Source organism: Xanthobacter wiegelii, assembly GCF_043193855.2.
GTDB lineage: Bacteria > Pseudomonadota > Alphaproteobacteria > Rhizobiales > Xanthobacteraceae > Xanthobacter > Xanthobacter flavus_A.
Genome location: NZ_CM195529.1, coordinates 1447830 through 1472853 on the forward strand (window position 1 = coordinate 1447830; position 25024 = coordinate 1472853).

General features: G+C 67.7%; 17 protein-coding genes, 1 tRNA gene and 3 pseudogenes. 11 read left to right on the forward strand and 10 right to left on the reverse strand.

From position 1 onward, the window contains the following. Window positions 1-26: 26 nt before the first annotated feature. The 4 genes from V5F63_RS06640 (at window position 27) to V5F63_RS06655 (ending at window position 10652) form a co-directional block, all read left to right on the forward strand. Entirely contained in the window at window positions 27-3254 is a 3228-nt protein-coding gene (locus V5F63_RS06640; protein WP_394102898.1) for an efflux RND transporter permease subunit, read from the forward strand. Window positions 3255-3448: 194 nt separating this feature from the next. Continuing rightward, window positions 3449-6889 carry a transglutaminase family protein gene (locus tag V5F63_RS06645; RefSeq protein WP_394102899.1) on the forward strand — a complete coding sequence of 1147 codons (3441 nt, stop codon included), beginning with the start codon at window positions 3449-3451 and terminating at the stop codon, window positions 6887-6889. 173 nt (window positions 6890-7062) lie between these two features. Further along, complete coding sequence (locus tag V5F63_RS06650; RefSeq protein WP_348634332.1) at window positions 7063-9570, forward strand: circularly permuted type 2 ATP-grasp protein; 2508 nt, start codon at window positions 7063-7065, stop codon at window positions 9568-9570. 194 nt (window positions 9571-9764) lie between these two features. Then, the gene (locus V5F63_RS06655; RefSeq protein WP_209488193.1) at window positions 9765-10652 is read left to right on the forward strand and encodes a transglutaminase family protein; all 888 of its coding nucleotides are present in this window, start codon (window positions 9765-9767) and stop codon (window positions 10650-10652) included. Window positions 10653-10656: 4 nt separating this feature from the next. Here the strand turns inward: V5F63_RS06655 and V5F63_RS06660 are convergent, their stop codons facing one another. From V5F63_RS06660 to V5F63_RS06680, 5 genes are all read right to left on the reverse strand, one after another. Beyond that, complete coding sequence (locus V5F63_RS06660; RefSeq protein ID WP_209488194.1) at window positions 10657-11979, reverse strand: TRAP transporter large permease; 1323 nt, start codon at window positions 11977-11979, stop codon at window positions 10657-10659. Then, the gene (locus V5F63_RS06665) at window positions 11979-12485 is read right to left on the reverse strand and encodes a TRAP transporter small permease subunit (protein ID WP_209488195.1); all 507 of its coding nucleotides are present in this window, start codon (window positions 12483-12485) and stop codon (window positions 11979-11981) included. The genes V5F63_RS06660 and V5F63_RS06665 overlap by 1 nt, the downstream gene beginning before the upstream one ends. 108 nt (window positions 12486-12593) lie before the next feature. Next, a complete protein-coding gene (locus V5F63_RS06670; protein WP_394029023.1) occupies window positions 12594-13598 on the reverse strand; it encodes a TRAP transporter substrate-binding protein in 1005 nt (334 codons plus the stop codon). A gap of 165 nt (window positions 13599-13763) precedes the next feature. Continuing rightward, on the reverse strand, window positions 13764-15293 hold the full coding sequence (locus V5F63_RS06675) for a malonate--CoA ligase (protein WP_394102900.1): 1530 nt from the start codon (window positions 15291-15293) through the stop codon (window positions 13764-13766). Between the two features lie 61 nt (window positions 15294-15354). After that, window positions 15355-16725, reverse strand: coding sequence for a malonyl-CoA decarboxylase (locus V5F63_RS06680; RefSeq protein WP_209488198.1), 1371 nt, complete (start codon window positions 16723-16725; stop codon window positions 15355-15357). A 299-nt stretch (window positions 16726-17024) separates the two neighbouring features. On the opposite strand from V5F63_RS06680, the gene V5F63_RS06685 reads away from it, so the two are divergent. The 4 genes and pseudogenes from V5F63_RS06685 to V5F63_RS06700 all read left to right on the forward strand — a co-directional run. Further along, entirely contained in the window at window positions 17025-17699 is a 675-nt protein-coding gene (locus V5F63_RS06685; RefSeq protein ID WP_209488199.1) for a GntR family transcriptional regulator, read from the forward strand. 177 nt (window positions 17700-17876) lie between these two features. Further along, window positions 17877-17953, forward strand: a tRNA-Arg gene (locus tag V5F63_RS06690). Window positions 17954-18351: 398 nt separating this feature from the next. Continuing rightward, window positions 18352-19328, forward strand: a pseudogene (trbG, locus tag V5F63_RS06695) (P-type conjugative transfer protein TrbG). Beyond that, window positions 19325-19750: pseudogene (locus V5F63_RS06700) on the forward strand (TrbI/VirB10 family protein); the annotation flags it as partial. The pseudogenes trbG and V5F63_RS06700, both read left to right, overlap by 4 nt. A gap of 65 nt (window positions 19751-19815) precedes the next feature. Here the strand turns inward: V5F63_RS06700 and V5F63_RS06705 are convergent. Together V5F63_RS06705 and V5F63_RS06710 are read right to left on the reverse strand one after the other, a co-directional pair. Beyond that, window positions 19816-20154: pseudogene (locus tag V5F63_RS06705) on the reverse strand (alpha/beta hydrolase); the annotation flags it as partial. Beyond that, a complete protein-coding gene (locus V5F63_RS06710) occupies window positions 20091-20519 on the reverse strand; it encodes a serine aminopeptidase domain-containing protein (protein ID WP_394102901.1) in 429 nt (142 codons plus the stop codon). The gene V5F63_RS06710 and the pseudogene V5F63_RS06705, both read right to left, overlap by 64 nt. A 182-nt stretch (window positions 20520-20701) precedes the next feature. On the opposite strand from V5F63_RS06710, the gene V5F63_RS06715 reads away from it, so the two are divergent. Both V5F63_RS06715 and V5F63_RS06720 read left to right on the forward strand, forming a co-directional pair. Continuing rightward, window positions 20702-21196: a cupin domain-containing protein gene (locus V5F63_RS06715; RefSeq protein WP_394029026.1), complete on the forward strand. Its 495-nt coding sequence runs from the start codon at window positions 20702-20704 to the stop codon at window positions 21194-21196. 69 nt (window positions 21197-21265) lie between these two features. Beyond that, complete coding sequence (locus V5F63_RS06720; RefSeq protein WP_209488319.1) at window positions 21266-21874, forward strand: 2-hydroxychromene-2-carboxylate isomerase; 609 nt, start codon at window positions 21266-21268, stop codon at window positions 21872-21874. A 39-nt stretch (window positions 21875-21913) separates the two neighbouring features. Here V5F63_RS06720 and V5F63_RS06725 read toward each other — a convergent pair whose 3' ends face one another. Beyond that, entirely contained in the window at window positions 21914-22624 is a 711-nt protein-coding gene (locus tag V5F63_RS06725; protein WP_394102925.1) for an MOSC domain-containing protein, read from the reverse strand. 193 nt (window positions 22625-22817) lie between these two features. Then, window positions 22818-23420, reverse strand: a complete 603-nt coding sequence (locus V5F63_RS06730) for a helix-turn-helix domain-containing protein (RefSeq protein ID WP_245327438.1) — start codon at window positions 23418-23420, stop codon at window positions 22818-22820. A gap of 128 nt (window positions 23421-23548) precedes the next feature. Between V5F63_RS06730 and V5F63_RS06735 the strand changes: the two genes are divergently transcribed. Next, the gene (locus tag V5F63_RS06735; protein ID WP_394102902.1) at window positions 23549-24472 is read left to right on the forward strand and encodes a ketopantoate reductase family protein; all 924 of its coding nucleotides are present in this window, start codon (window positions 23549-23551) and stop codon (window positions 24470-24472) included. Between the two features lie 3 nt (window positions 24473-24475). Here the strand turns inward: V5F63_RS06735 and V5F63_RS06740 are convergent, their stop codons facing one another. Further along, on the reverse strand, window positions 24476-24970 hold the full coding sequence (locus V5F63_RS06740; protein ID WP_394102903.1) for a PaaI family thioesterase: 495 nt from the start codon (window positions 24968-24970) through the stop codon (window positions 24476-24478). Between the last annotated feature and the right edge of the window lie 54 nt (window positions 24971-25024).

Genomic DNA, 25024 nt, shown 5'->3' on the forward strand with positions numbered 1-25024 from the left:
CCGCCCTCGAACCTGAGGCAGCGCCCATGATTTCGCGCTTTTTCATCGAGCGGCCGGTCCTCTCGAATGTGCTCGCACTGGTCTTCGTGCTGATCGGCCTCGTCTCGCTGATCCGCCTGCCGGTGTCGCAATATCCCAACATCGTGCCGCCCACGGTGTCGGTGACCACTTCCTATCCGGGCGCGTCCGCCAAGACGATGATCGACACCGTGGCCCTGCCCATCGAGCAGCAGGTCAACGGCGTCGAGGGCATGATCTACATGCAGTCGTGGTCGGCCTCGGACGGCACCTACACGCTGGTCGTGTCCTTCGCCATCGGCACCGATCCGAACATGGCGCAGGTGCTGGTGCAGAACCGCGTCAACATCGCCCTCGCCTCGCTGCCGACGGCGGTGCAGGCGCAGGGCGTGACCATCCTGCAGAAGGGCACCTCGATCCTCGAGTTCGTGACCCTGACCTCGCCCACCGGCAAGTATGACGGCCTGTTCCTGAACAACTACGCCATCATCAACGTCCAGAACGAGCTGGAGCGCGTGGAGGGCGTCGCCAACGTGGCGGTGTTCGGCGCCGGCACCTACGCCCTGCGCGTGTGGATGGACCCGGACCGCATGCAGGCGTTCGGCCTCACGCCCACCGACATCTCCAACGCCATCCAGAAGCAGAGCCAGATCGTCACGCCCGGACAGCTCGGCATTCCGCCGGCGCCGTCCAACGCCTCGTTCCAGTACACGGTCAACGTGTCCGGCCGCCTTGATGATGTGAAGGATTACGAGAACATCATCGTCAAGGTGGACAATTCCGACGGCGGTCGGATCGTCCGCATCCGCGATATCGGTCGCGTGGAGCTTGGGGCACAGAGCTATTCCAAGGACTTCATGCAGGACAACAAGCCTGCGGCCGGCATCGGCATCTTCCAGCTTCCCGCCGCCAACGCCCTCGACGTGGCCAAGCGCGTCGCGGCGAAGATGGAGGAGCTGAAGAAGAACTTTCCCGAAGGCCTCGACTACGCCATCCCCTTCGACACGACCCTGTTCGTGACCGCCTCCATCGACGAGGTGTGGAAGACCCTGTTCGAGGCCGCGATCCTCGTCCTCGTCGTCATCCTGCTGTTCCTGCAGGACTGGCGCGCCACGCTGGTGCCCGCGACGACCGTGCCGGTGACCATCATCGGCGCCTTCGCCGCCATGGACGCCATGGGCTTCACCATCAACCTCTCGACCCTGTTCGCCATCATTCTCGCCATCGGCATCGTGGTGGACGACGCCATCGTGATCGTGGAAGGCGTGGCGCGGCACATCGAGGAGGGCATGGCGGGGCAGCCAGCGGCCGAGAAGGCCATGGACGAGCTGTTCGGGCCCGTGGTGGGCATCACGCTCGTTCTGATGTCCGTGTTCCTGCCGGCCTCGTTCATTCCCGGCCTGTCAGGGCAGATGTTCAAGCAGTTCGCCCTCGTGATCGCGGCGACCGCCTTCATCTCGGCCATCAACGCGGCCACCCTGAAGCCGACCCAGTGCGCCCTGTGGCTGCGCCAGCCGGTGCCACCGGAGAAGCGCAACTTCATCTATCGCGGCTTCAACGCCATCTATGGCAAGGCGGAGCACTGGTACACCGGTCTCATCAGCCGCATGGTGCATCATTCCAAGCTGATGGTGCTCATCGCCATCGCGCTCATGAGCGTCGCCGGCTACGGCCTTACCCGCATCCCCACCGCCTTCCTGCCCATCGAGGACCAGGGCTACTTCCTCGCCCACGTCCAACTCCCGGATGCCTCGAACCTCAACCGGACCAAGAAGGTGATGGCGGACGTTTCCGAGCGCATCCGCAAGGTGCCCGGCGTCCAGACCGTGCTCGCCATCTCCGGCATCTCGGTGCTGGACAATTCCTCCACCCTTGCCAATGCGGGTGTCACCTACATCACCCTGACCCCCTGGGACGTGCGCTACGCCACCAAGGGGCAGGACCTGCTCTCGATGTATGAGAACCTGAACAAGGCGGTTTCCGACGTCGAGGAGGCGGAGGTGGTCATCCTCGTGCCGCCGGCCATCCAGGGCATCGGCAACGCCGCCGGCTTCACCATGCAGCCGCAGATCCGCAACGGCAATTTCGACTACCAGTTGCTGGAGCAGATCACCACGTCCATGGTGGACAAGGCGCGGGCCCAGTCGGCCCTCAGCCACGTCTCGTCCTCGTTCCGCGCCGGTGCCCCGCAGATCCAGGTGGAGGTCAACCGCATCAAGGCGGAGACGCTGGGCATCACCGTCGGCCAGGTGTTCGACACCATCTCGTCGTATCTCGGCTCCACCTACGTCAACCAGATCAACAAGTTCGGCAACGTGTTCCAGGTCTACATCCAGGCCGACGCGGGCTTCCGCGTCACCCCGGCCGACCTGATGCAGCTGAAGGTGCGCTCGCCCACCCAGAACGCCATGATTCCCATCGGCACCGTGGTGGACGTGAAGATGACGCTGGGTCCGCCGCTGATCTCGCTCTACAACCTCTATCCCTCGTCCACCATCGTCGGTACCAACGCGGCAGGCTTCTCCTCCGGCCAGGCGCTGTCGCTGATGGAGCAGATCGCCGCCTCGACGCTGCCGCCGGGCACGGGCTTCGAGTGGACCGCCATGTCCTATCAGGAGAAGGCGGTCGGCAATCAGATCTACTACGTGTTCGGGCTCGCCATCCTGCTGGTCTACTTCGTGCTGGCCGGCCAGTATGAGAGCTGGATCCAGCCCATGTCGGTCATCCTCGCGGTGCCGCTGGCGCTGCTCGGCACCGTCAGCGCGCTGCTCGGCCTCGGCGTGGCGAACAACCTCTACACCCAGATCGGCCTCGTGCTGCTGATCGCGCTCGCCTCCAAGAACGCGATCCTCATCGTCGAGTACGCCCGCGAGAAACGGGCGGAGGGCATGGAGATCATGGATGCGGCGGTGGAGGCCTCGCGCCTTCGATTCCGCCCCATCCTCATGACCTCCTTCGCCTTCATCCTCGGCGTGCTGCCGCTGGTGTTCGCCACCGGCGCCGGCGCCAACTCGCGCAAATCCATCGGCATCGCGGTGGTGTCGGGCATGCTCGCCTCCACCTGCCTTGCCGTGCTGTTCGTGCCGTCCTTCTACACGGTGCTCCAGCGATTCGAGGAACGACGGAAGGGCAAGAAGACCGCGGGCACGGGCCATGGTGCCGGGCACAATCCGCCCGAGCCGCCTCCGGCCCCCACGCCAGACGCGGGAGTGCCCCCGGCGCCCGCATCTGCCTGATCCGGGCGCGTCGGTTATGCCTTTTCGTGCGGCAACTGCCCCAGATCGGGGCGGTTGCCGCCGCAAAGTCGCGCTTCCGCCTCCTCTCCGCCTTGTCTAACCTTGGCGAGACCCACGAGCTGTTTCCCGACCGACCGTCAACGCTACCGTCGATCCCATCCCTGGGCTGTCGCCCGCAGGACCTGGTGCCCTAAATGTCGATCCTCGCGAGCCTGCATCACGTCACGAGCTACACCTACGACCATCCGGTCTCCATGGGGCCGCAGGTTATCCGGCTGCGGCCGGCGCCGCACAGCCGCACCGACATCCCCGCCTATTCGCTGAAGATCTCGCCCGCCGAGCACTTCATCAACTGGCAGCAGGACCCGTTCGGCAACTGGCTGGCCCGCATCGTGTTTCCGGAGCGGGTGTCGGAGTTCAAGGTCGAGGTGGACCTCCTCGCCAAGCTCGACGTCATCAACCCGTTCGACTTCTTCGTCGAGGAGTATGCGGAGAGCTTCCCCTTCGAGTATGCGCCGGCGCTGAAGGCGGAACTCGCGCCCTATCTCGAACTGGAGGACGAAGGCGCCCTCTTCGCCGACTATCTCGCCTCCATCCCGCGCGACAAGACCCGCATCGTCGACTTCCTGGTCCATCTCAACCAGCGCCTGCAGGGCGAAGTCGGCTACGTCATCCGCATGGAGCCGGGCGTGCAGACGCCCGACGAGACGCTGAGCCGTAAGCTCGGCTCCTGCCGCGACACCGGCTGGCTGCTGGTCCAGCTCCTGCGCCATCTCGGCCTCGCCGCCCGCTTCGTCTCCGGATATCTCATCCAGCTGAAGCCGGACGTGGCCGCCCTCGACGGCCCCTCGGGCACGGACGTGGACTTCACCGACCTGCATGCCTGGTGCGAGGTCTTCGTGCCCGGCGCCGGCTGGATCGGCCTCGACCCGACCTCGGGCCTCCTGTGCGGCGAGGGCCACATCCCGCTCGCGGCCACGCCGCACTACAGCTCCGCCGCGCCCATCACGGGCTATGTGAACGAGAAGGCCGAGGTCGAGTTCGGCTTCGACATGCAGGTGGTCCGCGTCGCCGAGGCGCCCCGCGTGACGCTGCCCTTCTCCGACGAGACCTGGGCCGCGCTCGACGAGCTCGGGCACAAGGTGGACGAGGACCTCAAGGCCGGCGACGTGCGCCTGACCATGGGCGGCGAGCCCACCTTCGTCTCCATCGACGACTACCAGTCGCCGGAGTGGAACACCGAGGCGCTCGGCCCGCACAAGCGCGAGCGCGCCGACGACCTGATCCGCCGCCTGCGCCGCCGCTTCGAGACCGAGGGCGTGCTGCACTACGGCCAGGGCAAGTGGTACCCCGGCGAAACACTGCCGCGCTGGTCCTTCGACCTGTTCTGGCGCAAGGACGGCCAGCCCATCTGGCAGCGCGAGGACCTGATCGCCGACGAGAAGGTGAACTACGGCGTGACCCCGGCCGATGCCGAGCGCTTCTGCAAGGCGGTGGCCGAGAAGCTCGCCGTGGGCAGCCAGTTCGTCCAGCAGGCGTTCGAGGACAACATCTATTACATGTGGAAGGAGCAGAACCTTCCCGAGAACATCGCCCCCGGCGATCCGCGCATGGCGGACGAGGTGCAGCGGCGCATGCTGGCGCGCACCTTCAACCAGGGCCTCGGCACCGCCACCGGCTCGGTGCTGCCGCTGCGCCGGGTGTGGACCCCGACCGGCCCGGCCTGGCGCTCGGAGGAATGGACCTACCGTCGCCAGTTCCTGTTCCTGATCCCCGGCGAGAGCCCCATGGGCTACCGCCTGCCGCTGGAATCTCTGCAGTATCTGGCGCCCACGCGCTACCCCTACATCGTCGAGGCCGACCCTTTCGAGCCGCGCGACCCGCTGCCCGACGCCGCCGATTTCGCCGCCCGCTACACCGCGGGGCAGGGCGGTGCCGGCACGGGCGCCGATGGCCATGACGCCGATGGCCATGACGCCGGCGCGCCCGGCGGCCCGGGCGGGATGCCGCGCCATTCCATCGCCCCGCGCACCGAGGCCTACGGCGTCGGCGAGCGGGCGCAGGAGCTGGCGCGCGAGTATATCGCCAAGTACGACACCCAGGTCTTCACCGCCGACACCCGCACCGCGCTCTGCGTCGAGCCACGCAACGGCCGCCTGTGCGTGTTCCTGCCGCCGGTGGAAATCCTCGAGGACTATCTCGACCTCATCGCCGCCCTTGAGCAGGTGGCCATCGAGTTGAACACGCCCATCCACATGGAGGGCTATCCGCCGCCCTTCGATTACCGCCTCAACCTCATCCGTATCGCGCCCGATCCGGGCGTGCTGGAGGTGAACGTCCATCCGTCCGATAGCTGGGCCGGCTGCGTGGAGATCACCCGCATCCTCTATGAGGAGGCGCGGCTCGCGCGCCTCGGCACCGAGAAGTTCATGGTGGATGGGCGCCACACCGGCACCGGGGGCGGCAACCATGTGGTGGTGGGCGGCTCCACCCCCGCCGACAGCCCCTTCCTGCGCCGGCCGGACGTGCTGAAGAGCCTGCTGCTCTACTGGCAGCGGCATCCCTGCCTGTCCTATTTCTTCTCCGGCCTGTTCATCGGCCCCACCTCCCAGCATCCGCGGGTGGACGAGGCGCGGCACGACAGTCTTTATGAGCTGGAGATCGCCTTCTCCAAGTTCCCGCCGCCCGGCAAGGGCGAGCCGCCCGCCCCGTGGCTGGTGGACCGGCTGCTGCGCAACCTCCTGGTGGACGTCACCGGCAACACCCACCGCACCGAAATCTCCATCGACAAGCTCTATTCGCCGGATGGCCCCACCGGCCGGCTGGGCCTCGTGGAATTCCGCTGCTTCGAGATGCCGCCGGACTGGCGCATGAGCCTCGCCCAGCAGCTCCTGCTGCGGGCGCTCATCGCGCGGCTGTGGAACAAGCCGGTGCATGGCCACTGCACCCGCTGGGGCACCATTCTCACCGACCGCTTCATGCTGCCGCATTATGTCTGGCAGGACTTCCTCGACGTGGTGGAAGACCTCTCGGACGCCGGCTACCAGATCGATCCCGAGTGGTTCCGCGCCCAGTTCGAGTTCCGCTTCCCCGCGTTCGGCAAGGTCCAGCAGGCGGGCGTGGACATCGAGGTTCGCCAGGCGCTGGAATGCTGGCACGTGCTCGGCGAGGAAGGCGTCACCGGTGGCACGGCGCGTTATGTGGACTCCTCCGTGGAGCGCCTGCAGGTGAAGGTGGAGGGCTTCAACCCCTCGCGTCACATCCTCACCTGCAACGGTCGCAAGGTGCCGCTGGCCCCCACCGGCCGCAACGGCACCTATGTGGCGGGCGTGCGCTACAAGGCGTGGCAGCCGTGGTCGGGCCTGCACCCGACCATCCCGGTGCATTCGCCGCTCACCTTCGACCTCGTGGACACCTGGAGCGAGCGCTCCCGGGGCGGCTGCGTCTATTACGTCTCCCATCCGGGCGGACGGAACTACGACACCTTCCCCGTGAATTCCTACGAGGCGGAGGCGCGTCGCCTCGCCCGCTTCCAGACCTTCGGCCACAGCCCCGGCACCCTCGACGTGGTGCTGGAAACGGCGCCGGACGAGTTCCCGACCACCCTCGACCTGCGGCGCCCTGCCGGCGCCTGAGGCCGCCCGCCGGTCCCGAAGGGCCTGTCGCGGCGGGGTCCCGCGGCGGGCGCAGGCTGGAAGCGCTCCGAAGAGGGGTGCATCTGGCGCCGCCGCGGGCATAATGGAGAACCCGGTCCCACCGGGCACAGGATGTTGACGCGCGGGCAGGGGTGCCCGCGGAAGGGGTGATCGTGTCGGGTGCGGAGCAGCGCAGCGAGGTTTTCGAGCGGGCCGCGGCCGAAAGCCTGATCGGGGGCTACCGCACCCTGCCGGCCACCCGCGACGAGATGATGGACGCGGACGGCCAGCCGCGCCGCCACTGGCAGCCCTTCCTCGCCGCCCTCGCCGAACTCGGCTCCGAGGAATTACGCCGCCGCTTCTCCGCGGCCGACCGCTACCTGCGCGACAGCGGCGTTTTCTACCGCGTCTATGACGATGCCGGCGGGGGGGAGCGGCCGTGGTCGCTCAGCCACATGCCGCTCATCATCGGCGAAGCGGATTGGGAAACCCTCTCGCAGGGGCTCATCGAGCGGGCCGAACTGCTCGAAGAGGTGCTCCAAGACCTCTACGGTGAGGGCCATCTGGTGTCCGATGGCGACCTGCCGGCGGCGGCTGTGGCCGGCAGCCCTGAATTCCTGCGGCCACTGGTGGGCGTGCGGCCCGAGGGCGGGCGCTTCCTGCGCGTCTACGCCGCCGATGTGGGCCGTGGTCCAGATGGCCGCTGGTGGGTGCTCGCCGACCGCACCCAGGCGCCCTCCGGTGCCGGCTATGCGCTGGAGAACCGGCTCGCCTCCACCCGAGCCCTGCCGGACGTGTCGCGCGATCTCAACATGAAGCGGGTCGCGGCCTTCTTCCAGGCGCTGCGCACCTCGCTGATGAAGCTCGACCGAACCGGCGAGGGGCGCATCGGCCTGCTCACGCCCGGTCCGCTCAACGAGACCTATTTCGAGCACGCGCTGCTCGCCCGCTATCTCGGCTTCCTGCTGGTGGAGGGCGAGGACCTGACCGTGCGGGGCGATACCCTGCATGTGCGCACGGTGGCGGGCCTCAGGCGCATCGACGTGCTGCTGCGCCGCCTCGATTCGGATTTCGCCGACCCGCTGGAGCTGAACGCCCGTTCGCGCCTCGGCGTGCCGGGCCTCGTGCAGTCGGTGCGCATGGGCGGTGTCGCGCTGGCCAATGCGCTCGGCACGGGCATCATCGAGGCGCCGGCGCTGCTCGCCTTCCTGCCGCGCATCGCGACCCGGCTCACCGGGCGACCGCTCAGCCTGCCGCACGTCGCCACCTGGTGGTGCGGGCAGCCGGCCGAGCGGGCGCAGGTGATGGAGCATCTGGACGAACTCGTCATCTCCTCCGCCTTCGGCCGGGTGCTTCCGGGTCTGCCGGATGGCGGATCGGTGCTGGGTGCGGACCTCACCCAGGCCGACCGGCGTCGCCTCTCGACGCTGCTCGCGCGGCGCGGGGCGGATGTGGTGGGCCAGGACATCGCCCGCCTCTCCACCACGCCGGTGTGGACCGGGGAGAAGCTCACCCCGCGCCCCTTCATGCTGCGGGTGTTCCTGACCGCCACCGAAAAGGGCTGGTCGGTGATGCCGGGCGGCTTCTGCCGCATCTCCTCGGCCGCCGATGCCCGCGCCGTATCGATGCAGAAGGGCGATCGCTCGGCCGACGTGTGGGTGCTGGCGGACGGCGAGCAGGCAGACGCCACGCTGCTGCCCAGCCCGGCCAATGTGAAGGTCCGCCGCTCATCCGGCACCCTTCCGAGCCGGGCGGCCGACAATCTGTTCTGGCTCGGCCGCTATGTGGAGCGGGCCGAAGCGACGCTGCGCCTCTCCCGCGTTCTGGTGGGGCGTCTGGCCGAGAGCGGGGATACCGGCACCAGCCCCCTGGTGTCGCGCCTGCTCGGCCTGCTCGGGGCCTGGGGCGCCATGCCGCGCGATCTCGCCCGCGCCACGCCCGCGCGCTATGCGGTGGCCGTGCTGACGCGGCGCGACCTGCCGGGCGCCCTGCCGCAATTGGTGCAGGCGGCGCGGGCGGCTGCTTCCGTCATCCGCGACCGCTTCTCGCCCGATGCGTGGCGCGCGCTGGTGGATCTTGAGACCTGCGTCTACCAGCCCGTTCCCGCCGCGCCCTCGGAGGCAGATGTGGCGGAGCGGGCGGATGCGGCCCTGCGCATCATCGCCGCCTTCTCCGGCCTTGCCTCGGAGAACATGAACCGGCTCACCGGCTGGCGCTTCCTGGAGATCGGCCGGCGCACGGAGCGGGCCATCGGCACGCTGCGCTTCGCCCGTACCTTTGGCGAGGCAGGCGCGCCGCAGGGCTCGCTCGATGCGTTGCTGCAGGTGGCGGACAGCCTCATCACCTACCGCACGCGCTATGTGATGATGGAGGCGCGCGGGCCGGTGCTGGACCTCGTGCTGCTCGATCCGGACAATCCGCGCTCGGTGGCCTTCCAGGTGCACCGCATGGCGAACCACCTGAAGGTGCTCCCCGGCCGCGATCAGGATGCCCCGCCGCCGCTCTGGGAGCGCATCGTCGCTCGCATGCAGGCGGAGCTTGCGGCCAGCACGTCGGACAGCTTCGAGCCGGAATGGTTCGACGCCATGGAGAAGATGCTGATGCAGCTCTCCGACGAGGTATCGTCCCACTATTTCCTCCAGGGACATTCCCCGGAGATGACGCTGACCATCGGCATGTGAGGCGAGCCACGCGAGCCGAAAGCCCGCGCGGCGCCTGAGCGAAAGCAACGAATACAGCCCGCGCGGCGCCTGAGCGAAAGCAACGAATACAGCCCGCGCGGCGCCTGAGCGAAAGCAACGAATACAGCCCGCGCGGCGCCTGAGCGAAAGCAACGAATACAGCCCGCGCGGCGCCTGAGCGAAAGCAACGTACAATGCTCTACGATATTCGCCAGACCACCACTTACAGCTATCAGGTGCCGGTGCGCGTGGTACGGCAGGTGCTGCGGATGACGCCGATGGATCGCTTCGGCCACCAGCACGTCATCGCCCACATCCTCGATGTGGACCCCGAGCCGGCGGAGCTGGAGCAGGGCACCGATTTCTTCGGCAACGGGCTCACCTGGCTTACCATCGACCAGCCCCACGGCCATCTTTCCATCACCACCCGCAGCCGGGTGGACGTGACCGCGACACCCTTGCCCGACCCCGCCGCAACCCCGCTGGTGGACGAAGTGCGCGTCGTGGCGCTGGAGGAGCCGGACCTTGGTCCCGATGCGGCGGTCCACGGCTTGTTTCCGAGCCGGGCCATTCCCATCGACGCCGACATTACCGACTGGACGGCGACCAGCTTCCGCGGCGACCGCCCGGTGCTGGAGGCGGCGCTGGAGCTGATGCACCGCGTGCACGACGAATTCACCTATGAGCCCGGCGCCACCATCGTCACCACCTCGCCCCACGAGGCATTCGCGGCGAAGGCGGGCGTGTGCCAGGACTTTGCGCAGGTGATGATCGCGGGGCTGCGCGGCCTCGGCCTGCCGGCGCGATACGTCTCCGGCTATCTCCGCACCATCCCGCCCGAGGGCCAGCCCCGGCTGGAGGGGGCGGACGCCACCCACGCCTGGGCCGAGGTGTGGTGCGGGCCGGCCTTCGGCTGGATCGGGCTCGATCCCACCAACGCCATCCCGGCGGGGGACGACCACATCATCCTCGCCGTCGGCCGCGACTATGCGGATGTCTCGCCGGTGGACGGGGTGATCGTCTCGTCCGGAGACCACATCCTCGCCGTGGGCGTGGACGTGGTTCCGGTCCCGGCCCGGTGAGGCATCAGTTCACTGGTCCCATCACCGCGTCGGGCAGCCAGGTGACGATGCCGGGGAAGACGCTGAGGATGACGATGCCGCCCAGCATCAGCAGCACGTAGGGCAGGGCGCCCTTCAGCACCTGCGCCGTCGGCACCTGCGGGGCGATGGCGTTCACCACGAACAGGTTCAGCCCCACCGGCGGCGTGATGAGCCCGATCTCCATGTTGATGGTGAGGATCACCGCGAACCAGTAGGGATCGAAGCCCGACGACACGATGATCGGATAGAGCAGCGGCGCCGACATCACGATGATCGCCACCGGCGGCAGGAACATGCCGGCTACCAGCAGGAAGAGGTTGATGATTGCCATCAGCACCCAGCGGTTCACCTCCAGGCCGGCGATGGCGGCTGCGACCGTCTGGGTGATGAAAAGCGAGGAGAGGGCGAAGGCGAACAATTCCGCCGAGGCCATGATCATCATGATCATGACGCTCTCCCGCAAAGTGGACGAGAAGATCTCGAAGACCGGCTTGGGGCGGAACAGCCGGTACATGATGATGACCACGCCGAGGGTCAGAAACGCGCCGGCGCCGGCCGCCTCGGAGGGCGTCGCGACGCCCCCGTAGAGCACGTAGAGCGTGCCGAGGATGATGATGAGGAAGGGCAGCACCTTGGGCAGCGCTTCCAACTTCTGGCCGAAGGAGAAGCGGCTGCCGCGGTCGTCGAAGCGGAAGCCCTTGCGGCGGCAATCGTAGAGCGACCAGGCCATGAACATGGCGGTCAGCATCAGCCCCGGCATCACGCCGGCCAGGAACAGCCGGCCGATGGAAGTCTCGGTGGCGATGCCGTAGACGATCATCGTCACCGAGGGCGGAATGAGGATGCCGAGCGTTCCGCCCGCGCAGATCGATCCGGTGGCGACCGACGCGGGATACCCGCGCTTCAGCATCTCCGGAATGCCCATCTTGCCGATAGCGGCGCAGGTGGCGGGGCTTGATCCCGTCATGCCGGCGAAGATGGCACAGGCGCCGATGTTGGAGAGCACCAGCCCGCCCGGCACCCGGTTCAGCCAGCGGTCCAGCGCCTCGTAGAGGTCGCGGCCCGCGGGGGTGGCGGCGACCGCCGCGCCCATCAGCACGAACATGGGGATGGAGACGTAGGCGAGATTGGCGATGCCGGCGAACATGGTCTCCGCGAGCACCTCGAACACGCCCCAGCCGCTCGCCATCAAGAGGCCGAAGATGGCGGTGAGCCCGAGGGCGAAGGCGATGGGCATGCCGGTGGCGAGCAGCGCGAACAGGATGCCGATGACAACGAAGCCCGATGTGGTGGGGGAGAGGGTCATCACGGGTGCGCTCCGAAGCCGTCCGTGCCGGAGATGCGGCGCACCAGCTCGGCCACGTACTGGAGGGAGAGGAGGGCGAAGCTGACGGGCAGCGGCAGAAGCGGAATCCACAGGGTGATGGCGGCGACCGTGGAGGTCCGCCATTCGTTCACGTAGGCCTCATGGAAGAACATGCTGCTCGCCACCGTCATGGCGATGGCGAACAGGAGGCCGAGCACCGCGCCGATGATGCCGAGCGCCCGCTGCACCGGCTTGGCCGCCATGAGCTCGATGACATCCACACCCACATGGCCGCGCGTCAGCAGCACGTAGGGCGCGCCGAGGAAGACCGCGGCCGTTGCCGTGAACACCACGAAGTCGGTCTGCCAGATGGTGGGGGCGCGGAACACATAGCGCATGAAGATCATCTGGCAGATCACCACCATGGAGGCGACGAGCAGCAGCCCGGCGAGGATGGCGACGGCGCGCGACAGGAAGTCCACGGCGTGGAGGAAGGAGCGGGTCATGAGCGCCTCGGGGGCAAGCGTGGGCGTGTGCTGGGGCTTGTGCGGGGCCGCCCGCCGCCATCAGGGCGCGGCGGGCGGAAGCCGTGCGGGCGCAGCGCGCCCGTCCCGTCACTGGACGGCGAGGGCCTTCTTGATCAGCTCGTCGCCGCCCTTCACCTTCTCGGAGAAGTTCTTGTAGGCGCTGGCCTGCGCCACCTTCAGCCAGGCGTCATAGTCGGAGGCTGACATTTCAATCACCTCGACGCCCGCCTTCTTGAAGGTGTCCGCGAGCTTCTGGTCGCCCTTGCGCACCTCCTGCGCGAACCAGTCCTGCGCCTTCTTTCCGGCCGCAAGGATGGCCTTCTGCTGGTCGGGCTTCAGCCGGTCGAACACCTGCTTGGACATGAGCACGGGTTCGTACATGAACCAGAGCGCATTGCCGCCCGGCGCGGTCAGGCATTTCACCTGCTCGAACAGGCGATAGGAGACGAAGCTTTCCGAGGAGGTGTTGGTGGCGTCAAGCACGCCGGTCTGCATGCCGGAATAAATCTCGGACGAGGGCATGGAGGCGATGGAGGCGCCGGCGGCGGCCAGCATCTGCTCGAAGGCGGGGCCGGCGGCGCGCGTCACCTGCCCCTTGATGCTGTCGGGCCCTGTGATGCAGCCCTTCTTGGAGGCAAAGGCGCCGGACAGCCAGGCATCGGCGATCACGATGGCACCCTGCGCCTCGATGATCTTCTTGATGTCCTGCATGAAGGGGGAGGTGTTGAGCCGCTCGGCCCGGTCGAAATTGCGCACCAGGCCCGGCATCAGCGTCACCGAGAATTGCGGCACGCGGCCGGAGGCGTAGTCGAGCGGGAAGGACGAGATGTCGAGCTGGCCCTTCGTCAGCGCCCCCCATTGCTCGTTCGCCTTGTACAGCGAGGCGCCGGGGAAGACCTGGATCTTGATGCCGACATTGGCCGCCGCGACGTCGCGGGCGATCATCTGCACCATCTCGTCGCGCGGGTCCCCCTTGCCGCCCGGAAACTGGTGCGAGGCGCGCAGGGTGATGTCCTGTGCCAGGGCCGGCGCCGAAAAGGCGATGGCGCAGGCGAGCGCGCAGGCGCGCGCGATGGTCCGTGATCCGATCATGGCTTTCCTCCCGTGCGGCCGGCTTGGATGCGGCCTGTGGCGTTTCCCGTTTCGTTTTCCGGTCGTTCAGGGAGCCGATGCGGTTGCCCGCCCCGGCTTCCCCGGCCGGTCGGCCGCGGCGGTAGTCCCGCCGTCAGCCCAATCCCGCCAATGCGGCAGGATATTTTACGCAACGTTACGATAGATGTCCTTGTAGGTTTCCCGAAGGATATTCTTCTGCACCTTGCCCATGGTGTTGCGCGGCAGTTCGGAGACGAAGAAGACGCGCTTCGGCTGCTTGAACTTGGCAAGACGATTTTCGAGGGCCCGATGGACGGCATCTTCCGTCAGCGTCGCATCCTTCTGGGCGACGATGACGGCGGTGACGCCCTCGCCGAAATCGGGGTGCGGCACGCCGATGACCGCGCTCTCGACGACGCCGGGGATGGCATCGATCTCGCCTTCCACTTCCTTGGGATAGACGTTGAAGCCGCCGGTGATGACGAGATCCTTGCCGCGCCCGACGATGTGGACGTAGCCGGTCTCGTCGATCTTGCCGAGGTCGCCGGTGATGAAGAAGCCGTCGCGGAATTCCGTGGCGGTCTTCTCCGGCATCCGCCAGTAGCCCTTGAACACGTTCGGCCCCTTCACCTCGATCATGCCGATCTCGCCGGTGGGCAGGTCTGTGCCGGTCTCTGGATCGACGACGCGCACGCTGATGCCGGGCAGGGGATAGCCCACCGTGCCGGCGATCCGCGCGCCGTCATAGGGGTTGGAGGTGTTCATGCCCGTCTCGGTCATGCCGTAGCGCTCGAGAATGGCGTGGCCCGTCCGCTCCTCGAAGGCGCGGTGGGTCTCAGCCAGCAAAGGCGCGGAGCCGGAAACGAACAGGCGCATGCCCTTCGTCGCCTCGCGGGTGAGGCCGGGCTGGTCGAGCAGGCGCGTGTAGAAGGTGGGCACGCCCATGAGCGTCGTCACCTTGCCCGCCGACATGAGGGCGATGGCCTCCTTCGGATCGAACTTGGAGCGGAACTCCATGCTCGCGCCGGCCAGCAGGACGATGTTGGTGGCGACGAAGAGCCCGTGAGTGTGAAAGATGGGCAGTGCGTGCAGCAGCACGTCATCCGCCGTGAAGCGCCAATAATCCTTCAGCGTCTGCGTATTGGAGAGCAGATTGGCGTGGGTGAGCATGGCGCCCTTGGCGCGGCCCGTGGTGCCCGAGGTGTAGAGGATGCCGCCGAGATCCTCCGGCCCGCGCGCCACATCCTCGAAGGTGTCGGGGAAGCCTAAGGCCGCGCTGGTGAGCGACCCCTTGCCGTCGGTGCCGAGCGTCTCCACCGCGCCGACGCCAAGCCGGGCGGCGAGCGCGCGTGCGTCCTGTTCAATCTCCGGCCGGCACACGAAGACGGTGGGCTCGGCGTCGGAAAGGAAATATTCGACCTCGTTCAGCGTATAGGCGGTGTTCAGCGGCAGATAGACCGCCCCGGCCCGGATCGCGCCGAGATAAAGCGCGAGAGCCGGCCAGGATTTCTCCACCTGAACCGCCACCCGGTCTCCCGGCTTGACCCCGCGCGCGATCAGAAGATTGGCGAGGCGAGCGGAGAGGGCGAGCGCGTCGCCATAGGTCTCCACCGTGCCATCGATGAGGCGGGCGAGGGGCTTGTCCATCGCCGGGATGGCGGCGCGGATGGCGGTGAAGAGGTGGTTCTCGGTCATGTCTTCGTCTCGTTGGCGACAGTGCCGGCGGCGCTGCGGGCAGTTCAGGACACGGGCAAGCTCAGGAAACCGGAACGAGCGCGCGGGCCGCCGCGTCCGCCCGCAGCAGCTTCTTCACCACCGGGCTCGCGACCACCTCGCCCTTGCCCGCGAAGGCCTCGTGGTTCTTTTCGATGTCGGCGAGGACATAGCGGTAGTTCACCATGAGACCCGCCGCCTGGGCGATGCCCTTTGCCGACAGGTCGCCCATGGGGTTGATCTTCTCCAGCCGCGCGCCATTGCCGAGGTGAAAGCGGGCGACCGGGTCCACCGGCTTGCCCTTGGCGGTTCGGGCGATGAGGAAGTAATAGGCCGCGGCCGCGCTCAGCACCGGCGTCAGCGCCTCGCGCACCTCGGTCTTTTCCGCCCAGTCCGGCGTATCGAGCGCTTTCAGCGCCTCCTTGTCGGCGGCGGTGAGGGCGGCTGGTGCCTCAGCCTTTCGCTCGCCGTCGAGCCAGGCGCGGAAGCCGGGCACCGGCGAGAGCGTGACGAAGGTGGTGAGCGAAGGAATCTCGCGGGAAATCTCCTCCACCACCTGTTTGATCAGGAAATTGCCGAACGAAACGCCGCCGAGCCCGCGCTGGCAGTTGGAGATGGAATAGAAGACGGCCGTGGTGGCCTTCTCCGGCTCCAGCAGTTCGCGCGACTGGTCCAGCACCGGGGCGATCGCGCCGGGAATGTCCTTGGTGAGGGCGACCTCGACGAAGATCAGCGGCTCGTCCACCAGTGCCGGATGGAAGAAGGCGTAGCAACGCCGGTCCGGGCTGTCGACGCGCGCGCGCAGGTCGTTCCAGTCGCGGATGGCGTGCACCGCCTCGTAGCGGATGATCTTCTCCAGCACGTTGGCGGGCGTCGACCAGTCGATGCGTCGCAGCACAAGGAACCCCCGGTTGAACCAGGACGAGAACAGATGGCCGAAGTCGCGGTCCACGGCGGCGAGGTCGCGCCGGAGCACCATGGCGTCCATCAGATGCTCGCGCATGCGGACGAGGGAGAGTGTCGCGCCCGGGGCCATGTTGAAGCGGCGGAACAGCTCCTGCCGACGCGGCTCGCTGGCGAGGTGGAGCTCGGCGGCCGAAGCATCCGATCCCGTGCGACCGTAGCTGGCGATGGCGGCATCGAGGCGGGTGCGGTCCGGCCCGAAGGCTTCGGCGAGCGCCTCGAAGAAGGCAATGCGCTCACCCGTCTTCATCCGCGCATAGCGATCGAGGATGTCGGACGCGAGCGCGACGCCCGAGGCCTCGCCACGGCCGGAGAGCAGTTGCTCACAACGGTCCACCAGCGTGGCGGCCTTGGTGGCGCCGGAGACGCGGGCATTGCGGTCCAGCAGCGCGCGGCCGCGATCCGCGATGGTGGTGAGAAGATCGCCGAAGAAGGACGCGTTGGAACTCATCGTCGCACTCCACCAGCTACGATGCCGGACATCGCCAACGTCATGGGACGGCGCTCGGTTCGGGAAGGCAAGCCCGGGACGGCGCGGTGAGAACCATTCTTTCGGATGATCCGGCGTGGGGTGCCGCGTACTGCCATCTCGGTATCAAGATAGGTCATATCGCCAGATCCCGCCGTATCGCCAGCTTAAGAGAGACCCAGCTGCATTTTTTGTCAACAATCATGTATGCAAGAATTTGGGTCTTGCATTGAGTGTGATGAGCAGGCTTTCTGGTATCTGGGGACAAAAGGAGCGCCGTCGTGCGGGGAGAGCAGACGCCGAGGCTCAGGGAGGCGCTGGAGGACGATATCGTCGCCGGCCGCCTGAAGCCGGGGCAGCGGCTCGACGAGGTGGGCCTCGCCGAGCGGTTCGGCGTTTCGCGCACGCCCATCCGCGAGGCGCTTATCCAACTGGCCTCGTCCGGCCTGGTGGAGATCCGGCCCCGCCGCGGCGCCTTCGTCGTGCTGCTCGGCCCGCGCGAGCTGATCGAATCCTTCGAGCTGATGGCGGAGATCGAGGCCTCCTGTGGCCGGCTCGCGGTGCAGCGCATGGGACCGTCCGACCGCGACGCCATCGCTCACGCGCATGAGACCTGCCGCGCCGCTGTCGCGGCCGGGGATGAGGAGGCCTATTATCCCGCCAACGCGCGTTTCCATGCCGCGATCTACGCCGCCACCAGCAACCGCGTGCTCGCGGGCGAGGCGCTGAAGCTTCAGCGCGGGCTTCAGCCCTATCGCCGCCTGCAGCTGAAGGTGCCGCGCCGGGTGGAGGCCTCCTTCGCGGAACACCAGGGCATCGTCGATGCGCTGTTTGCCGGCGATGGCACCCTCGCCGCCGAGCGCTTGCGCGCCCATGTGCTGGTGCAGGGCGAGCGCTTCATGACCCTCATAGCCGCCCTCCAGGCCGAATCGGACGCGCTGGCTGACGCGGGGTGAGGGATTTTTGAGATACGTCAGTAACAGGTGCCCGGCCTCTCGCGTCGGCCTGTCGGTCCCACGCGGCTCGTCCCACGCGGCTCGTGCCTCGGCGCCCCGCAAGCACCCGTGGACACCGCCCATCCCCTGTTGCCGTGCCGCGAGCCTTCCGATAAAAGAACCTCGCTCCTGCGCCACGCACCCGTAGCTCAGCTGGATAGAGCGCCGCCCTCCGAAGGCGGAGGCCACACGTTCGAATCGTGTCGGGTGCGCCATTTCAATTAACAGTTGTCTTGGTGTGTGGGTGGCAGACGCCCGTTTTGGTCCTTGCGCCGAAAGCTGATTGGCCGCCTTGGTAGGGTCGCAAAGCGGCTCCTACCTGCATACGAATTCCGACTTTCATCCCACCGTCCAGCCCTCGCCTTCACTTCCCGCTCGTTGGCGACCGATCTGAACACGCCCTGTGACGGATGCGTCGTGCGAGGGCGGGGCTATCCCACCGTACTGAACCACGGGCACAACAACCGCAGCAGGGGCTCCCCTCTCCGCTTCAAACGGGACTGTGCTCCAGGATTTGTCGAGCCCTAACGATCGGGCCGAAGGGAGTAGCCCTGTTTGCAAGGGCAAAGGTGACCCATTGCCGACCTTCGACTGCCCTTTCAGCGACGTCCGCTTGCCGCTTCTCCTCATTTGCACCTCAGCCCTCGCCGGCTGCGCCACCTTCGAGAAGCCGCCGGAGATCGAGTATGACGATGCCCCGCCCGCCGTCTTCAAGGCCGAGCCGCCGGGGCCGGTGCGCATCGTCGAGCTGCCGAAGCCTTTGCCGCTGCCTGGCCAACTGAAGCCTGTGGGGAAGGACGGCAAGGCAGAACCGGAAGCGACCGACCCTGCAGCTCGCGTGAACCAGGCCAATGCCGCCGCGCGCGTGCAACCCGTCCGCAACGGCTTCATAACTCCATGCAGGTCTATCCCTTCGTGGAAGGCGCGCTCTATCAGGTCTATGCCGCGCCTGGCCAGATCACCGACATCGCCCTGCAGCCCGGTGAGCAACTGGTGGGCACGGGGCCGGTCGCCGCCGGCGACACGGTGCGCTGGATCATTGGCGACACCGAGAGCGGGGCGGGCGGAGCGAAGCAGGTCCACATCCTGGTGAAGCCCACGCGGCCCGACCTCACCACGAACCTCGTCATCAACACCAATCTGCGCACCTATCACATGGAGCTGCGCTCCACCGAGAAGACCTACATGGCCTCGGTCTCCTGGCAGTACCCGCAGGACCAGCTCATCGCGCTGCGGCGCCAGAATGCCGAGGCGGCAGTCGTACAACCCGTCGCCACCGGCATCGACCTCACCAAAGTGAATTTCCGCTACGAGGTCACCGGTGACCGGGCGCCGTGGCGACTGCTACGGGCGTTCGACGATGGGCAGCAGGTGTTCATCGAGTTTCCCCGCGGGATCGCCCAGGGCGAGATGCCACCGCTGTTCGTCGTCGGCCCCCGGGGCGACACCTCCGAGCTCGTGAACTACCGTGTGCGCGGCACCTATATGATCGTCGACCGCCTCTTCGCGGCAGCCGAGCTGCGCTTCGGTGCCGACAAGGACCAGAAGCGCGTCCGCATCTCCCGCACCGATGGGAGGCGGGTCCTATGAGCGGCAATGAATCCGGGAGGGAGAAAGGGCCGGACCCGGCCGATAACGCCAGACCATTGACGGGCGAAGCTGTGGCGGCCATGCGGCTGCGCCCGGAGCCGCCACGGGTGACGCGCCTGTCCCGCAAGGTGCTGGCCGGGCTGGGGCTGGTCGCGGGCCTTGGGATCGGCGGAGCGCTGATCTACGCTCTTCAGGCGCGCAAGGACCGTGGGCCGGGACAGGAACTCTACGCGACCGAAGTCAAGTCGACGCCGGACGGGCTCGCCAGTCTGCCGAAGGATTACGCCGGAATCCCGAAGCTCGGACCGCCGCTGCCCGGCGACCTCGGTCGGCCGATCCTCAATGCGCAGACCGCAGTGCAGCCGATAGTGCCGACGATGGGAGGCATGCCCAATCCGGCTCTGAGCCCAGAGGAGCAGAGGGCGGTAGGCGTTCCATTGGGATCGTCGGTCAATCCGACCGACAGGATGGGTGCGGTGACTGTCGTGAACCGTCGGCGCAGCTGTTCCGACTCCCGCACGCCGCCCACGAACATGTCATGGCGCAGCGTATCCTCGAAACGGGCTTTCATGCGGCTCCAGTCGCGGACCACGCCGGCGGGGGTGTCCTCCATCCAGCCAAGCCGCCGCGCAGGGAAATAGCCGAAGAGACCGGTCATTATCGGCATGAGGATGTGCCACTTGAGATACATGCGCCGACGATGCGACGAATCGTAGTCGCGCCAGTACGCATATTGCGCGCCCACCGTGAATATGCGTCCGATCAGGTGATTGGAGGTGGCAAGACCGATTGCGAACCCGCCGATCGAGTGGCCGACCGCATGGATCGGATGCCCCGGGAATTCAGCTTGCGCAAGCCGGAGGGCCGCCTCGAGATCCTTTTCCCCCAGTCCACCCAGTCGGCCTGGAATCCGCGCAGGGAGCTGGGCCTCGACTCGCCTATGCCGCGGTAGTCATAGATGAGGACGTTGAACCCATTGGCGTAGAGATAGTCTGCAAACCGCGAATAATATCGGCACCGAACCGAAGTGGCGGGCGAGATCACAACCACCGGGTGTCGGGGATCACTATGGCCATGACTCCAGATGAAGCCGCCAAGTACGACGTGATCCGGCGCGGCAAACCGCACCGGCTCACCCCTGCGCTGTGCTGTGACGTCCCCCGGCCGAGTGCAACTTGCTTGCTGACGCACGCTGTCGGCTCCGATCCATCATCCTCGCCAATCCATCATCCTCGCCAGTTGATATTCTCGATGCTTCGCCGATGCTGTCGAATGAGGATGCCTCCGCATGACGTGAGAAGCCTTCAGTTGCGCCGGCGGCGAGCCCGGCCTTTCCTCGTCGCCTGGATGGCGGGAGAGGCGGGGCGGGTGTCATGGGTCCAGTCGTGAAGCTTTGTGAGCTGCCGCTTGCGCGACAGTCCCATGGCGAGACGTTCGAAGCGGCCTTTGCCGCCGTGGCGGCGCCGCTGGGGGCAAGGCGCATGGGCGCGCGCTACATCGAGGCTCCGCCCGGCAAGAAGGCCTGGCCCTACCACTGCCACCACGCCAACGACGAACTGTTCGTCATTCTGGGAGGCCGCGGCCGCCTGCGCCACGGGGGACGGGCATATCCGGTCGCCCCCGGCGACGTGATCGTGTGCCCGGCCGGCGGGGCGGAAACCGCGCACCAGCTGATCGCCGAAGGGGACGAGCCCCTGAGGTATCTGGCCGTCAGCTCCATGCACGAGCCCGACGTGCTCGAATATCCCGACTCCGGCAAGATGACGGTCTTTGCCGGATCGCCCCCCGGCGGCGACAAGGCGGCGCGGCGCGTCGACATCACCGTGCGCGCGGACAGCCGGGTCGACTATTGGCAGGACGAGCGCTGAACATAACCGTGCAAGAGGCCGCGCATGCGAAGCGGCCGCAGGTGATCGGCGCGTGCATGCGAGGGACCCATGACCGGTGATCGGCCCATCGACTTCTGGTTCGACTTCGCGTCCGGCTATGCCTATTTCGCCGCGCTGGAGATCGAGGATCTCGGCCGCCGGGTGGGCAGGCCGGCCCGCTGGCGCCCCTACACGCTCGGCACCGCGTTCAAGGCGACCGGTTCACGCGGCCTGTCCTCGACCCCGCTCAAGCGCGACTACGCCAGGACCGATTGGCACCGCATCGCGCGGCTGCGGGGCGTGCCGTTCGCGCTGCCGGATCACCACCCTTCGGTGGCGCTGGCGGCCACCCGGGTGTTCTATCTCATCGACGCGCAGGACCCGGAGGCGGCGAAGCGCTTCGCGAGGGCGCTATTCGATGCCTATTTCACCCGCGGCATCGACAGCGGCAACCTGGAGCATGTGCTGGCGGTGGCCGCCGCGCTTGGCCTGGACACGGACGCGCTCGCCGCCGACGCCGTGGCGCCCGACATCAAGCAGAAGGTGAAACTCATCTCCGAGCAGGCGGTGGCCCTCGGGGTGTTTGGCTCTCCCTTCTTCTTTGTCGATGACGAGCCGTTCTGGGGCTGGGACCGGATGGCAATGATGGAAGCGTGGATCGGGCGCGGCGGCTGGTGATGGCGCCAGCACGAGCCGAAGCCGGCCGATGCGGAATCCCTAGCTCCCGGCGCCTTGGCTCTCGCCGGAGGTCCCGAACAGGCGCCGGTTCCAGTTCTCCACCTGCCCGGTGGTGAGGCGGCGCTCCGCAAGGCGGCGCCAGCTCTCGGGCAGGAGAGGCAGCGCGGCCATCGCGGAAAGCTCGTCGCGCGCGAGCCGGTCGGAATAGAGCACCCGCCAGAGGCGCTGCAGCGGCCAGTCGGGCGCGCGCCGCTCCAGGCGCACGAGGCTGTCCCCCGGCGCGACGCGGCCCTCCTCCAGAATGCGGTAATACCACCCCGTCCGCCCGCTGCGCTGCACGCGCGCGGCCATGTCGGTCACGGCAAAGCGGTGGTTGAGCTTGAAGCACGGCTGGCGGCCCTGAGACACCTCGACCACCGCGCCGCCGAGCCGGAACACGTCCCCGAGGGCCACGTCCGCTTCGGTCATCCCGGCGCAAGACAGGTTTTCCCCGAAGGCGCCCGGCTGCTCGAGAACGGCGTGCGGGCCGATCTCCTGCGTCCAGGCGGCATAGTGGTCGAAGGGGTAGTGATGCACGGCCTTGTCCGGTCCGCCATGGTGGCGCCGGTCGCCCTGGCCGTCGCCGGCGAAGCCCTCGCGCCCGAGATGGACCGGGCCGGCCACCGGCTGCTTGGCGATGCCGCTGGGCACGCCGCCGGGGCCGAACGGCTTCACGGTCCCGACCAGAAGGGCCTTCAGGGGAAATGCCATGGCGTCAGGCGCCGCGCCATTCGGTTCCGGCGGCGGGCCGGCGGACGTGTCTGCGGTGCGCGCACCCATCTCCTGCTCCCTCGACATTCTGCGCCTCGGCGCCTCGCCGGCCCTGTGGGCGGAGGAGTCCGGGCAGCCGGGCGAACTCCCAGACGACGGGCGGTGCCACGGCTTCGCCCTATGCCATGCGCACCTATCGTCTCGAGCGATCATCAATGACGATCAGGAATGAAACCTGCTCGTTGGTCTCATTGCGAAATTCATGTCCGCAATGGGATGGAAAAAACAGGGTGTCGCCCGCGGACACACTGAAGGATCTGTCCTCCAGGACCACCTTCAGCGTCCCCTCCTGGACAACGAGATATTCTTCCACGCCTGCGTGATGGGGCGGGAACGAGACGGCGCGTCCCGCCGGCAGGCAATTGAAGGCGACGTCCACGGCGCCGTCCGCGAACAGCGGCGACAAGGCGCGGCGCTGAAAGCCGGTTTTCGGATCGCGGAAGATCGACTGGTCCTCCCGTCTGATCAATTGCGGCTCGCGGGGCTGGAACCGACCCAGCAGGTGCGAAAGGCTGACCTTGAGGGCGCCGGCAAGCTTGCCGAGCACGGTGGCGGTCGGCACGGACACGCCGCGCTCGATCTTGGAGATCATGGCGCGGCTGACGCCGGACAGCGTCGCGAGCTGGTCCAATGTCAGCCTGGCCTCCTGGCGCATCCGGCGCAGATTGGCGGCGAGGTGCGCCTCTTCGGCGGCCGGATCGTCGCTTTGCGCTGGGGGTTCGCTCTGTCTGGGCAACGCGACTCCACCGGGTGCTCGCTTCCGCCCGCCGAACCTACCGGCCGCGCGCGGCGCGAACAAGCCAACGCATTGCACCGGCACGCTCTCTACTATAGTGGATAATCTGCGAGAGAAGGAGGGCCGCGATGCGCATGCTCGTGATGGGGGCCGGAGGCATCGGAGGCTATTTCGGCGGCAGGCTGGCCGCAGCCGGGGTCGACATCCGCTTTCTGATCCGGCCGGCACGCGCCGAATGGCTGGCGCGCCACGGGCTGGTCATCACCAGTCCGCTGGGCGACCTGCGCATCCCGGTGGCGACGCTGACGGCGGCGGACGCTCCGTTCGATGCGGTGCTGCTCGCCTGCAAGGCGTACGATCTCGAGGGCGCGATGGACGCCGTCGCGCCTGCGGTGGGGCCGGCCACACTCGTCCTGCCGCTGCTGAACGGAGTGCGCCAGCTCGATCGTCTTGACGCCCGCTTCGGCCGGGAGCGCGTGCTGGGCGGGCTGTGCCATATCGGCGTATCCCTGACCGAGGCCGGAGAGATCCAACATCTGAACAGGTTGCAGCGGTTCGTCCTCGGCGCGCGGACATCGGCGCAGGTCCCGGCCGCCGCGGCCTTGCACAAGGTGCTGGAGCGCGGGGGATTCGCACCCGTCCTCAGCGAGGACGTCATGCAGGACATGTGGGAGAAGTTCACCTTCCTCGCCACCTATGCCGGCATGACGACGCTGATGCGGGCACCCGTCGGCGCCATTCTTTCGGCCGAGGAGGGCGAGGCGATCCTGCGCGACATGCTGGCGGAATGCGTCGCGACGGCGACGGCCGGCGGCCACCCGCCACGCCCCGAGGCCATGGCCCAGATGGTCGCCTCGCTCACCGAGCGCGGCTCGGCCGGGACGGCGTCGATGCTGCGCGACATGATGCGCAACGGCCCGACCGAGCATGACCATATCCTGGGCGACATGCTGGCCCGCGCGCGGGCGGCGGGGCTGTCCGCCCCTCTGTTGCGCGTCAGCCTTGCCCACATGCAGGCCTACGACGCAACCCGCGCGCGCGGTGCGCCATGAGGCTCAAAGCGCGCCGTGCCGGCCCTCGGCCGGCACATCGGGGCGGCCGGCCATGCAGATCAGGGTCTGCTGGCCGATCGCGACGAGGGACCGGCCCTTGGCGCTGTCCGCGAACACCTCCAATTGGCAGATGGTGAGGGTCTTTCCGGCCTTGACCACCCTGCCGACCGCCTCCAGCGCATCGCCCTGGGCCGGATTGAGCAGATTGACCTTGAGCTCCACGGTGAGCACCGAGCTGTCTTCGGGAAAGAGGGTAAAGCCCGCATAGCCGCCGGCCGAATCCGCGATCGCCGAGGTGCCGCCCGCGTGGAAATAGCCGTGCTGCTGCGACAGCTCCGGACGGAACGGCATGCGGATGGTCACGAGGCCGTGCCGAACCTCCGATATGGTCGCGCCGAGATGGGCCATGAGCCCTTGCCGCTGGAAGCTGCCCCGGATCCGTTGTTCCACGTCCGAACCCACCGGGCTGCCGATCTCCGGCCGCATGTGTGCACTCATGGCGTTCTCCCGCTTGGTGGCCCTGCCCGGCGAAAGCTAGTGAGGGGCGGCGGC